Annotated in this window: 10 protein-coding genes and 1 pseudogene; 8 read left to right on the top strand and 3 right to left on the bottom strand. The window is 66.1% G+C overall.

Annotation, left to right across the window (positions count from 1 at the left end; translation table 11 throughout):
* From AKL29_RS44475 to purH, 3 genes and pseudogenes are all read left to right on the top strand, one after another.
* Window positions 1-310 (top strand): annotated as a pseudogene (locus AKL29_RS44475) (MFS transporter); the annotation flags it as partial.
* Between the two features lie 165 nt (window positions 311-475).
* A complete protein-coding gene (locus tag AKL29_RS06840) occupies window positions 476-2227 on the top strand; it encodes a heparinase II/III family protein (protein ID WP_082190489.1) in 1752 nt (583 codons plus the stop codon).
* An 85-nt stretch (window positions 2228-2312) separates the two neighbouring features.
* The gene (gene purH, locus AKL29_RS06835; protein ID WP_050383547.1) at window positions 2313-3905 is read left to right on the top strand and encodes a bifunctional phosphoribosylaminoimidazolecarboxamide formyltransferase/IMP cyclohydrolase; all 1593 of its coding nucleotides are present in this window, start codon (window positions 2313-2315) and stop codon (window positions 3903-3905) included.
* A 138-nt stretch (window positions 3906-4043) separates the two neighbouring features.
* Here the strand turns inward: purH and AKL29_RS06830 are convergent, their stop codons facing one another.
* Window positions 4044-5423, bottom strand: coding sequence for an MFS transporter (locus AKL29_RS06830; RefSeq protein WP_050383546.1), 1380 nt, complete (start codon window positions 5421-5423; stop codon window positions 4044-4046).
* A 126-nt stretch (window positions 5424-5549) separates the two neighbouring features.
* Between AKL29_RS06830 and ggt the strand changes: the two genes are divergently transcribed.
* The 3 genes from ggt (at window position 5550) to AKL29_RS06815 (ending at window position 9706) form a co-directional block, all read left to right on the top strand.
* On the top strand, window positions 5550-7295 hold the full coding sequence (gene ggt, locus AKL29_RS06825; protein WP_050383545.1) for a gamma-glutamyltransferase: 1746 nt from the start codon (window positions 5550-5552) through the stop codon (window positions 7293-7295).
* Window positions 7296-7425: 130 nt separating this feature from the next.
* On the top strand, window positions 7426-8724 hold the full coding sequence (locus AKL29_RS06820) for an MFS transporter (protein WP_050383544.1): 1299 nt from the start codon (window positions 7426-7428) through the stop codon (window positions 8722-8724).
* 106 nt (window positions 8725-8830) lie between these two features.
* Window positions 8831-9706, top strand: coding sequence for an SDR family oxidoreductase (locus AKL29_RS06815; RefSeq protein WP_050383543.1), 876 nt, complete (start codon window positions 8831-8833; stop codon window positions 9704-9706).
* 1 nt (window position 9707) lies between these two features.
* Here AKL29_RS06815 and AKL29_RS06810 read toward each other — a convergent pair whose 3' ends face one another.
* Window positions 9708-10043, bottom strand: a complete 336-nt coding sequence (locus AKL29_RS06810) for a GIY-YIG nuclease family protein (protein WP_050383542.1) — start codon at window positions 10041-10043, stop codon at window positions 9708-9710.
* Window positions 10044-10156: 113 nt separating this feature from the next.
* A complete protein-coding gene (locus AKL29_RS06805; RefSeq protein WP_050383541.1) occupies window positions 10157-10822 on the bottom strand; it encodes a glutathione S-transferase family protein in 666 nt (221 codons plus the stop codon).
* A gap of 131 nt (window positions 10823-10953) precedes the next feature.
* On the opposite strand from AKL29_RS06805, the gene AKL29_RS06800 reads away from it, so the two are divergent.
* Entirely contained in the window at window positions 10954-11541 is a 588-nt protein-coding gene (locus AKL29_RS06800) for a DUF2239 family protein (protein WP_050383540.1), read from the top strand.
* 275 nt (window positions 11542-11816) lie between these two features.
* Window positions 11817-13115, top strand: coding sequence for an MATE family efflux transporter (locus AKL29_RS06795; RefSeq protein WP_050383620.1), 1299 nt, complete (start codon window positions 11817-11819; stop codon window positions 13113-13115).
* The last annotated feature ends 105 nt before the right edge of the window (window positions 13116-13220 follow it).

The raw sequence follows: 13220 nt of genomic DNA, 5'->3' as shown, positions 1-13220 counted from the left end.
CATCGCCGCGCTGTCGGCGCTGCAGAAGCGGCTGTTGCAAAAAGCCGCTAATCTGCTGAAGCCTGGCGGCACGCTGGTCTACTGCACCTGCTCGCTGGAGCCGGAGGAAGGCGAGCACGCGATCGCCGCGCTGCTGGCGAGCGAATCAGACCTGCGCCGTGCGCCGGTCGAGAAGAGCGAGGTCACCGGCCTCGACGACATCATCACCGCCGACGGCGATCTGCGCACTTTGCCGAGCCATTTGCCCAATGCCGACCCGCGGCTCGGCGGGCTGGATGGATTTTACGCGGCCCGGCTGGTTAAATCCTGATTTTAAACTTCAGTCCTCTAAGCTCGAAGTGATTCGTGCGGTATCAAGAGGGTGTCTGGGCAGGTTTCTTGGCAAGTTTCTTGGCAGGTGTCTTGGCAGGTGTCTTGGCCGCGTTTCCGGATTAAATAAGGATTCGTTGAAAATTCCCTCCCCGCAAGGTTAGGCGTGTCGGTCGCTCAAAGCAGACGCATCTCGACGCTGATTGCTGGCCGCTTTGCCCGCAGCATGCTCGCACGCGCCAGCGGGAGCACGGTTGCACTGTCGCGGCTCTGGCCCGGCCGCACCGACCGGCTGGTCATCGCCCCGCACGATCTGCGGACCGCCGACGCCACCCGCGCGGCCGAGATCTATGCCGGACGATTCGTCTTCGCCGGCAAGATCGTCACCTGCCACGGCCGCTCGATCTTCGATCTCGAACCGCCGTCGGAGGATTGGGAAGCCGCCCTGCTCGGCTTCGGCTGGTTGCGCCACCTGCGCGCCGCCGACACCGCGCTGACCCGCGCCAACGCCCGCTCGCTGGTCGACGACTGGATCTCCAACCAGGCCCGCAAGCGGCCGCTGGAGCGCCGCGCCGATGTGCGCGCGCGGCGGGTGATCTCGCTGCTGTCGCAGGCACCCCTGGTGCTCGGCGACACCGACGGAAAATTCTACCGCAAATATCTGCGCGGGCTGGCGCGCGAGATCCGCTATCTGCGCCACGCGACGCTCGACAATGACGGCGTTCCGCGCCTGCAGGTCTTGATCGCGCTGTGCTACGCCTCGCTCTGTCTCGCCAACCAGGCGGGCAACATCAAATCGGCGACGCGCAGGCTGTCCGACGAATTGCAGCGCCAGATCCTGCCCGATGGCGGCCACATCTCGCGCAATCCCGGCGCGCTGGTCGAGCTGCTCAGCGATCTCTTGCCGTTGCGGCAAACTTTTGCCGCGCGCAACATCGCGCCGCCGCCGGCGCTGCTCAACGCCATCGACCGCATGATGCCGATGCTGCGCTTCTTCCGTCACGGCGACGGCAGCTTCGCGCTGTTCAACGGCATGAGCACCGCGCCGTCCGATCTCGTCGCGACGCTGCTCGCCTATGACGACACCCGCGGCGTGCCGATGGCGAGCATGCCGCATACCGGCTTTCAGCGGCTCGATGCCGGCAACACCGCCTTGATCATCGATACCGGCCCGCCGCCGCCGGCAAGCGTCAGCCAGGACGCGCATGCCGGCTGCCTGTCGTTCGAGCTCTCTTCCGGGGTGAGCCGCATTGTCGTCAATTGCGGCATGCCGAGCACCGGCCGCGACAATTGGCGGCCGTTCGCGCGCTCCACCGCGGCGCATTCGACGCTGACCTATCGCGATACGTCGTCATGCCAGTTCGTCGAGCTGTCGGCGATGAAGCGGCTGCTCCGCGGCGCGCCCATCACCAGCGGCCCGAGCAATGTCGAGAGCTACCGCGAAGCCGTTCCCGACGGCGACGTGCTGACCGCCTCGCATGACGGCTATCTCTCGCGCTTCGGCGTGATCCACCGCCGCGTGCTGATGGTCTCGCAGGACGGCACGCGGCTCGAGGGCGAAGATTCGTTGTCGCCGGCGCCGGGCGGCCGCATCAAGGGCAGCGAGGCCGATTTCGCGCTGCGCTTCCATTTGCATCCCTCGGTGAAGGCGAGCCGGTTGTCGGATGCCCGCGGCGTGATGCTGGTGCTGCCCAACCGCGACGTCTGGACCTTCGAGGCGATGGACGACAAGGTCGATCTCGAGGACAGCGTGTTCCTGGCCGGCAATGACGGCCCGCGCCGGACCTCCCAGATCGTGATCCGGCAGGACGCGAGGCAGGCCGGCACCATCCGCTGGAGCTTCGTGCGCTCCTCGACCTCGGCCTCCGCCACCAACGCGCGCCGCAACGCCCGCCGCGAGCCGGAACTGCCGCTGTAAATTTGTGGCCAAACCGGCCCTTCACGGTTCCGAACCCTGCCAAACCATGCTACCCGGCTGCCTTAACAGCCAGGGATTTTCCGATATGACCGAGCAGCTTCGCCGCGTGACCCGCGCTCTGTTGTCCGTTTCCGACAAGACCGGACTGATCGATTTCGCCAAGGCGCTGGCCGACCATGGCGTCGAGCTGGTGTCAACCGGCGGCACCGCCAAGGCGATCGCGGCGGCCGGGCTGAAGGTCAAGGACGTCTCCGAGCTCACCGGTTTTCCGGAGATGATGGATGGCCGGGTCAAGACGCTGCATCCGAAGGTGCATGGCGGCCTGCTCGCGATCCGCGACAACAAGGAGCATGCCGCAGCAATGGCCTCGCACGGCATCGCGCCGATCGATCTTCTGGTCGTCAACCTCTATCCGTTCGAGGCCACCGTCGACAAAGGCGCCGGCTTCGAGGAGTGCATCGAGAACATCGACATCGGCGGCCCCGCGATGATCCGCGCCGCGGCCAAGAACCATGACGACGTCGCCGTGGTGGTCGAGGCGAACGATTATCAGGCTGTGCTCGACGAGCTCGCCGCGCACAAGGGCGCGACCTCGCTTCAGTTGCGTCGGCGGCTCGCCGCCAAGGCCTATGCGCGCACGGCGGCCTATGACGCCGCGATCTCGAACTGGTTTGCCGTGCAGCTCGACACCAAGGCGCCTGATTTCCGCGCCTTCGGCGGCAAGCTGATCCAGTCGCTGCGCTATGGCGAGAACCCGCACCAGACCGCGGCGTTCTATGCCACGCCGGAGAAGCGGCCGGGCGTCGCGACCGCACGCCAGCTGCAAGGCAAGGAACTGTCCTACAACAACATCAACGACACCGACGCGGCCTATGAATGCGTCGGCGAGTTCGATCCGCAGCGCACCGCGGCCTGCGTGATCGTCAAGCACGCCAATCCCTGCGGCGTTGCCGAGGGCCCCGATCTCGCCACCGCCTATGCCCGCGCGCTGGCCTGCGACTCCACCTCGGCCTATGGCGGCATCATCGCGGTCAACCGCACGCTCGATGCGGACGCGGCCCGCGCCATCATCGGCATCTTCACCGAAGTGATCATCGCGCCCGATGCGACCGAGGAAGCGATCTCGATCATCGCCGGCCGGCGCAATCTGCGCCTGCTGCTCGCCGGCGGCCTGCCGAACGCGCGCGCGGTCGGCCTCACCGCCAAGACCGTCGCCGGCGGCCTGCTGGTGCAGAGCCGCGACAATGCCGTGGTCGAGGACATGAACCTGAAGGTCGCGACCAAGCGCGCACCGACCGACGCCGAGCTGCGCGATCTCAAATTCGCCTTCCGCGTCGCCAAGCACGTGAAGTCGAACACCATCATCTACGCCAAGGATCTCGCCACCGTCGGCATCGGCGCCGGCCAGATGAGCCGGGTCGATTCCGCGCGGATCGCCGCGCGCAAGGCGCTGGATGCGGCGGCCGAGTTGAAGCTCGCCGAGCCCCTGACCAAGGGTTCGGTGGTCGCCTCCGACGCCTTCTTCCCGTTCGCCGACGGCATGTTGGCCTGCGTCGAGGCCGGCGCCACCGCGGTGATCCAGCCCGGCGGCTCGATGCGCGACGACGAGGTGATCAAGGCCGCCGACGAGCACGGCATCGCCATGGTATTCACCGGCGTGCGGCACTTCAGGCATTAAACTCTCAGCACGGTCGTCCCGGCGAAAGCCGGGACCCATAACCACCGGCTTTGGTTAGTGAGCAACAACCAGCCCCAGCGCGCCTTTGATAGATCACGCGGTATGGGTCCCGGCCTTCGCCGGGACGACGGCGATGAGTTATCCGCGCACCTTCGCCAATAGCGCCAGTCCTGCCACGAAGAACGCCACCAGCACCGCCATGCCGGCCTTCTGGCTCGCGGTCGCCGCGGTGATCGCGCCGATCAGGAGCGGGCCGATGAACGACGTCACCTTGCCGGTGAGCGCGAACAAGCCAAAATACTGCGCGATGCGGTCCTTCGGTGCGAGGCGGATCAGGAGTGAGCGCGAGGCGGCCTGCAGCGGCGCGCCGGTGGCGCCGATCAGGCAGCCCAGCACGATGTAGGCGCGCTCGGCGGCGCCCGCGAACAACGCATCGCCAGGCACCGGCGGCGCGACCGGTATGAACAGGATGGAATCCTTGTTCACGGTGAGGATCACGACGATCGCAAACAGCAGAATCAACAGGCTGGCCGTGATCACGCGCTTCGGTCCGAATGCATCATCGAGCTTGCCGCCGATCCAGCCGCCGAACGTGCCGGCCACTGCGAGGATGATGCCGAAGGTGCCGATCCGGATCGTGTCCCAGCCGAACGTGCCGGCGGCATAGATGCCGCCGAACGCAAACAGCGAGACCAGCCCGTCGGTGTAGATCATGTTCGCGAGCAGGAACCGCGCCAGCGACTTCTGCTTCGGCAGGCTCGACAACGATTCCCTGAGCTCGCGCAGGCCTTCGCGGAGCGCCGCGCGCATTGGGCGCTTCGCCGGATAGTCCGGCGTGAACAGGAACATCGGCGTCACGAAGATGATGAACCACAGCCCGGTCAGCGGCCCGGTGATGCGGTCGCCTTCATGCATGGCGGGATCGAGACCGAACAGCGGCGTGAAGCCGAACAACGTCTTGCCGGTCTCGGCATTGGCGGCGAGGAAGCCGAGCACCAACACGAGACTGAGGATGCCGCCGACATAGCCGGTGGCCCAGCCGGTGCCCGAGAGCCGCCCGATCCGGTCGGGCGGCACCAGGGTCGGCATCATCGCATTGTTGAACACGGTCGCGAACTCGACGCCGACGCTTGCGATCGCATAGGCGAGCAGCAGCGCCGGGATGATGTCGGGATTGCCGGGCTTACCGATCCACATTGCGCTGGCGCCGATCACGAGCAGCGCACCGAAGCCCGCGATCCACGGCTTGCGCCGGCCGCTGGCATCGGCGATTGCACCTAACACCGGCGACAGCAGCGCGATCGCAAGTCCGGCGGCTGCGGTGGCAAAACCCCACAGCGCCTGGCCGCTCGCGGCATCAGGCGCGACGAAGCTCGCGAAATAAGGCGCGAACACGAAGGTCGTGATCAGCGTGAAATAAGGCTGCGCAGCCCAGTCGAAGAAGATCCAGCTGATGACGGCGGCGCGGCCAGGATAGACCTTGGTGGTGGCCTTCGCGTCACCGGCGCCCGTCTGCATTGTTGCCGTCATCGCGAAAGATATTCCCCAACTCGAACCACAGGCAGGCTTTTGCCGCTCCAATCCGCTCCCATATAGCATGGGCCGGTTGGACTGATACGGCGATGAACAGGGCAGGACATTTCGATGGCGCTGACGGCAACGATGTCGCGACGGCTGTTTGCCGCTCTCCTGGTGATTGGTATCGCGACGCCTGCCCTCGGCCAGGTCCAGCGCCGCTTCTATGAACCTTCAGCCGCAGACACGATTCGCAGCATTCGCGCCGAAAACGGCATGGTGGTGGCGCAGGAGAAGCTGGCTGCGCAAGTTGGCGCCGACATCCTGCGACAGGGCGGCAATGCGGTCGACGCCGCTGTCGCCACCGGCTTTGCGATGGCGGTGACCTATCCGCGCGCCGGCAATATCGGCGGCGGCGGTTTCATGGTGATCCATCTCGCCGCCCGCAATGAGGATGTCGCGATCGACTATCGCGAGACCGCACCGCAGGCCGCCAGCCGCGACATGTTCCTGAACGCCGACGGCAAGCCCGATCCCGACAAGTCGCGTAACTCCGCGCTCGCGATCGGCGTGCCCGGCACGGTCGCGGGCCTTTCGCTGGCGCTGGAGAAATACGGCTCCGGCAAGTTTACGCTGGCGCAGATCCTCAAGCCGGCGATCGACCTCGCGCGCGACGGCTTCATCGTCACCGACGACACATCGGACACGCTGAACGACATGTATCGCCGCATGTCGCGCTGGCCGAATTCGGCCAGGACGTTCTCGCACGCCGACGGCACGCCGCTGCGCGAGGGCGACCGGCTGATCCAGGGCGATCTCGCCGGCGTACTGACCGCGATAGCCGAACAAGGCCCGCGCGGTTTCTACGAGGGTGCGGTCGCCGAGAAGCTCGTCGGCGGCATCAAGAACGCCGGCGGCATCTTCACGCTCGAGGATCTGAAATCCTACCAGCCGGTGATCCGCACGCCGATCCGCGGCAGCTATCGCGGCTACGACATCGTCTCGATGCCACAGCCGTCCTCCGGCGGCGTCGTGCTGCTGGAGATCCTCAACATCCTCGAAGGCTTTTCGATGTCCGACATGAAGCAGGGCTCGGCCGCCTCGCTGCATGTGATGATCGAGGCGATGAAGCGGGCTTATGCAGACCGCGCGCGCTATCTCGGCGATCCCGCCTTCGTCGACGCGCCGACGCAATTGCTGATCGACAAGGACTATGCCGCCAAACAGCGCGCGACCATCGATCCTGCCCGCGCCACGCCCTGGACCGATGTGCGCAACGCCAAGCAACCGCACGAGGGCGACAACACCACGCATTATTCGGTCGTCGATGCCGGCGGCAACGCCGTCAGCAACACCTACACGCTGAACTTTCCCTACGGCGTCGGCCTCGTCGCCGACGGCACCGGCGTGCTGCTCAACAACGAGCTCGACGATTTCACCGCTGCGCCCGGCGCCTCCAACGCTTTCGGCCTGGTCGGCTTCGAGGCCAATCTGCCGGGACCCGGCAAGCGACCGCTGTCGTCGATGTCTCCGACCATCGTGCTGAAGGACGGCAGGCCGGTGCTGGTGACGGGTTCGCCCGGCGGCAGCCGCATCATCTCCGCCGTGACGCAGATCATCGTCGACGTGATCGACTACAGGATGGACATCGCGGCCGCGGTCGCCGCGCCCCGCATGCACCATCAATGGCTGCCCGACGAGGTCCGGATCGAGCGCGGTTTTCCCGACGCGGTGCTGGGCGATCTGCGCGCCAAGGGCCACAGACTGGTCGAGCCGCTCGGCTACTCCTCCGCGAACTCGATCCTCGTCACGACCAACGGTCTGCTCGGCGCGCCGGATCCCCGCACGCGCGGCTCGGAGGCCGCGGGATACTAAAGGATGATCCGCGCCTAAGGCGTGCAAACGCGGCTTTGCCCAACCTGCAACATCGCGATAGATTGGCGGTCCGCGCACCTCCGGCCGCGGATCGCAAAGAGCCGGTGAAAGATTTCTCCGGGGAACGCGCATGAGCACAGCCGAATCCAAATCGATGGAAGTTGCAGAGATCGAGGACACCAGCCTCCTCGCCTTCTATCGCGACATGAACCTGCAGGAGCGGCGCACGTTCTGGGCCTGCGCATCGGGCTGGACGCTCGACGGCATGGATTTCATGATCTATCCGCTGGTGATCGGCACCATCATCACGCTCTGGAAGGTCGACGCCGGCACCGCCGGTCTTGCGGGCACCGTGACGCTGCTGGCCTCGGCCGTTGGCGGCTGGCTCGGCGGCTATCTGTCCGACCGGATCGGGCGGGTGAAGACGCTGCAGCTGACCATCATCTGGTTCTCGTTCTTCTCGCTGGTCTGCGCCGTGGTGCAGAATTTCGACCAGCTGCTGGTCGCCCGCGCGCTGCTCGGTCTCGGCTTCGGCGGTGAATGGGCCGCCGGCGCGGTGCTGATCGGCGAAGCGATCCGCCCGCAATACCGGGGACGCGCGGTCGGCTCGGTGCAGTCGGGCTGGGCGATCGGCTGGGGCCTCGCCGTGCTGGCGCAGGCGATCCTGTTCTCGGTGCTGCCGGCGGAGAACGCCTGGCGCTGGATGTTCGCGATCGGCGCGCTGCCGGCGCTGCTCGTGTTCTACCTGCGCCGCTACGTCACCGAGCCGGAAATCTCCGCCGCGACCATGGCGCAGGCGCAGGCCTCCGGCAGCGGCCCCGCGGCGTTGTGGGAGATCTTCCACGGACCGATCCTGAAGACCACGCTGCTGGCGTCGCTGGTCGGCACCGGCATGCAGGGCGGCTATTACGCCATCACCTTCTGGGTGCCGCGCTTCCTCACCACCGAGCGCAAGCTCTCTGTGGTCGGCTCGACCGGCTATCTCGCGACGCTGATCATCGGCTCCTTCATCGGCTATCTCGTTGGCGCCTGGCTCGCCGACCGGATCGGCCGGCGCAATCTGTTCCTGATCTTCTCGATCGGCGCCATCGCGGTGGTGCTGCTCTACACCCAGCTGCCGCTGTCCAACGAGGTGCTGTGGGTGCTGGGCTTCCCGCTCGGCTTCTTTGCCTCGGGCTATTTCTCCGGCATGGGTGCGTTCCTGACCGAACTGTATCCGACCCGGCTGCGCGGCTCCGGCCAGGGCTTCTGCTACAATTTCGGCCGCGGCATCGGCGCGCTGTTCCCGTTCCTGGTCGGCGCGCTGTCGACCACGACGACGCTCGCCAACGCGATCGCGATCTTCGCGGTGGCGGCCTACGGCGTGTTCTTCCTCGCCGCCTACGCGCTGCCGGAAACCCGCGGCCGCGTGCTGCATGCGGATGGGTAGCCTAATGAGGTAGCGTAATGAGGTTGCCGCTTGCTTCGCTTCGCCTCTCCCACAAGGGGAGAGGAAGCCTGACATGGTGCGTCCCTAACTGTGGAGGAGCCAGCAGATGACATCGCTCAAAGGCAAGACGCTGTTCATCTCGGGCGCGAGCCGCGGCATCGGGCTGGCGATCGCGCTGCGCGCCGCGCGTGACGGCGCCAATGTCGCGATCGCGGCGAAGACCGCCGAGCCGCATCCGAAGCTGAAGGGCACGATCTACACCGCCGCCGACGAGGTCCGCGCCGCCGGCGGCAAGGCACTGCCGGTGCTCTGCGACATCAGGGACGAGGCCCAGGTGCTGGCGGCGATCGAGCAGACCGTCGCCGAGTTCGGCGGCATCGACGTCTGCGTCAACAATGCCAGCGCCATCAGCCTGACCAATTCGCAGGCGACCGACATGAAGCGGTTCGACTTGATGATGGGGATTAACACCCGCGGCACCTTCATGGTGTCGAAATACTGCATCCCGCATCTGAAGAAGGCGGAGAACCCGCACATCCTGATGCTGTCGCCGCCGCTCGACATGAAGACGAAATGGTTCGAGCACTCGACCGCCTACACGATGGCGAAGTTCGGCATGAGCATGTGCGTGCTCGGGCTCGCGGGCGAATTGAAATCGGCCGGCATTGCCGTCAACGCGCTGTGGCCGCGCACCACGATCGCGACCGCCGCGGTCGGCAACCTGCTCGGCGGCGATGCGATGATACGCGCGAGCCGCACGCCCGAGATCATGGGCGATGCGGCCTACGCGATCATCACCCGGCCGTCGCGCGAATTCACCGGGCATTTCTGCATCGACGACAAGGTGCTCTATGCCAATGGCGTGCGCGACTTCGAGCGCTACCGCGTCGATCCCTCGGTGCCGCTGATGTCGGACTTTTTTGTGCCCGACGACGACGTGCCGCCGCCCGGCGTCACCGTGCAGCCGCTGCCGTCACACTAGGCTACACCGCGAACGCATCCAGCGCCGCGCGCCAATGCTGCACGCGCTCCTTCAGCAGCGTGTCGCGCACATAGGCGAGCTCCTCGTCCTCGATCCGCTCCAGCGTTTCGAGTGAGAGATGATCCGCGCCGTGGGCCGTCCAGGCGCGCTGCAGCTCCGCGTTACGATGGCTGCCCATCCGCAGCGTGAACCAGATGCGGTTCTCGATCTTGTCGAGATCGAGCGCCTGCCCGACCCAGACCTCGCCGGTCGCGCGGCAGCGGATCGCGAACACGCCGGCGACAGCAGCGCGCTTCTTGTAGTCGGCGATGGCGAGCTTGCGGTCCTCGGTCTTCATGGCGGCTCCAGTGGTCTAGGCACGCCATTTATACCCGGGCATTATTGACAAGGCGATATTACCCGGATAAAAAAGACGGCATCGAAGCCCGAGCCGCTGTTATGACCGCGAAACTATCGGCCGACCTGGTACGGCCCGCCCTTCTCCAGCGCCCGCGCATAGGCCGGGCGGGCATGGATGCGCTCGAGGAACGCGACACAGTTGGGATGGCCGTCCTCGAGCCCGCCGCGCGCCGCGGCAGCCTCGAGTGGAAAACTCATCTGGATGTCGGCGCCGGAAAACTCGCTGCCGGCGAACCATTCGCTCTTACCGAGCTCGCCCTCCCAATAGGCCATGTGCTGCTTGAGCTGCGGATTGACCAGCGTGGACAGCGCCGTGTTGGACACCTTGCGCACCAAGGGCCGCAGCAGCGCCGGCGCGCGCTTCGGCATCAGCGTGAACAGGAGCTTCAAGAGCAGCGGCGTCATCGCCGAACCCTCGGCGTAGTGCAGCCAATAGGTGTAGCGCAGCCGCTCCGGGGTATCGGCCTGCGGGATGAGGCGGCCATTGCCGTAGGTCGCGATGATGTATTCGAGGATCGCACCGGATTCCGCGATCGTGTGGCCGTTGTCGGTGACAACGGGCGACTTGCCGAGCGGATGGATCGCGCGCAGCTCCTTCGGCGCCCGCATGTCGGGCTGCCGCTGGTAGCGCACGATCTCGTAGGGCACCCCCAATTCCTCGAGCAGCCACAGCACGCGCTGCGAGCGGGAATTGTTGAGGTGATGAACCGTCAGCATGGGCATCCTCTGAAAGGTCAGCGCAATCGGGCGGCGTTTGGTGCCAGCGGGAAACCAGAAAGTCGAGATCCACGCGCCGCGATTGCCAAGAATTATCCGGGCGGTATGTCGCGCAATCTGAGAGGTCTACCATGAATCCTGCCTATGTCGCCTTCGAAGGCGAGCACCGCATCGGGGCCGGCGACCTCCCGGAGGTTGCGCGCGCCGCCAAGCAACACCTCGACCAGCGCAAGGACGCCGCGATCCTGGTGTTCAACGGCCGCACCTCGGCGCTGGTCGATATCGATTTCCGCGGCTCGGTCGATGACGTGCTGGGCCGGCTGCCGAAGCTCGCGCCTGCGCGCGACGAGGAGCCGGCCGCGCCAACCGCGCCGCGCGGCCCGGGACGTCCAAAGCTCGGCGTCGTCGCGCGCGAGATCACGCTGCTGCCACGGCATTGGGACTGGCTCGCGCAGCAGAAGGGCGGCGCGTCGGTCGCGATCCGCAAGCTGATCGACGAGGCGCGGCGCTCCAGCGGCGACAAGGACCGCACGCGCAGCGCGCAGGAAGCCACCTATCGCTTCATGACGACCATGGCCGGCAACCGGCCGAACTATGAAGATGCGATCCGCGCGCTGTTCGCCCACGACCGGCGCCGCTTTGCGACGCTGATCGCAGACTGGCCCGCCGATATCCGCGATCACGCGATCCGGCTCGCCCATAGCGATCAAGCGGACTAGCGCGTTTTGAATAATGTGGACGAGTAACCTCAAACGGGATGTCGTCCCTGCGAAAGCAGGGACCCATAACCACCGAAGAGCATTGCAGCGCGTCGAACTAGCCGCGTGCCCATAGCAAAGGCGGCGGAGTATGGGTCCCTGCTTTCGCAGGGACGACAGCGGTATTTGCTGCCTGATCTACTCACCGAGCTCCACAAGCTCGGTATCATTCCTGGAATTTGAACGTGTCCAAGCCTGCCTCCTTACGAAAAGCCTTCCTCGCCTTCCTCGCGCCGATGCTGCTCAGCAACGTGCTGCAGTCGCTGTTCGGCAGCATCAACGGCGTCTATCTCGGCCAGATGATCGGCGTCGACGCGCTCGCGGCCGTCTCGGTGTTCTTTCCGGTGATGTTCTTCTTCATTTCCTTCGTGATCGGTCTCAGCGCCGGCGCCTCGGTCATGATCGGCCAGGCCTGGGGAGCCGGCAAGCCCGACCGGGTGAAGGCGGTCGCCGGCACCACCATGACCGTGACGCTGCTGCTCGCGCTGGCGATCGCGGTCCTCGGCGGCCTGTTCGCCCGCCCGCTCTTGATCGCGCTCGCGACGCCATCTGACGTCCTCGACGCCGCGGTGGCTTATGCGCGGATCATGATGATCACGATGCCCATAACCTTCGCTTTCCTGCTGCTGACCGCGATGATGCGCGGCGTCGGCGACACCGTGACGCCGCTGGTTGCGCTGACGGTCTCGACCGCCATCGGCCTGGTGGTGACGCCGGCGCTGATCCGCGGCTGGCTCGGCCTGCCGATGCTCGGCGTCGCCAGCGCTGCCATCGCCTCCGCGGTCTCGGGCGTGGTCACGCTGCTGTGGCTGCATGTCCATATGCTGCGGCACCGCCATGCACTTGCCTTCGACGCCGCGTTCCTGCGCGCGATGCGGCCGAACGGCGCGCTGCTGCGCATCGTGCTGCGGCTCGGCATTCCGACCGCGATCGGCATGGTGGTGGTCTCGCTTGCCGAGCTGGTGCTGCTCGGCCTCGTCAACGGCTTCGGCTCGGACGCCACCGCGGCCTATGGCGCGGTCAACCAGGTGATCGGCTATGTGCAGTTTCCGGCGATCTCGATCGCGATATCGGTGTCGATCTTCGGCGCTCAGGCGATCGGCCGCGGCGATTCCGCCCGGGTCGGCGCCATCGTCCGGACCGGGATCGAGTTGAACTTGGTATTGACCGGCGGGCTGGTCGTGCTTGGCTATCTCTTCGCGCGGCCGCTGATGGGCTTCTTCATCGTCGACAGTGCCGTGCTTGGGCTGGCGCAGCAGCTTCTGTACATCGTGCTGTGGAGCATGGTGCTGTTCGGCATGGCGACGGTGTTTTCGGGCGCGATGCGCGCCGGCGGCACGGTGTGGATGCCGCTGTTGCTCTCGACCCTGGCGATCGCGGCGGTCGAGGTGCCGGTCGCGATCCTGCTCAGCCGCGCCATCGGCGTCAGCGGCATCTGGATCGCCTATCCCGTCACCTTTGCAACCATGTTCGTGCTGCAGATGGCCTATTACGCCCTGGTATGGCGCAAGCAGACCATCAAGCGGCTGATTTGACATCGCGCGCCGCGGCTCACATGATGATTATCATATTCTACTGATGGCGCCTGCGACAGCAGGTCCATGCTAGACAAGCCCAAACGAGACGAGCCGAGGGAGAGA

The organism is Bradyrhizobium pachyrhizi (assembly GCF_001189245.1).
Classification (GTDB): Bacteria; Pseudomonadota; Alphaproteobacteria; order Rhizobiales; family Xanthobacteraceae; genus Bradyrhizobium; species Bradyrhizobium pachyrhizi.
This window is presented reverse-complemented; position numbering and strand designations above follow the sequence as displayed.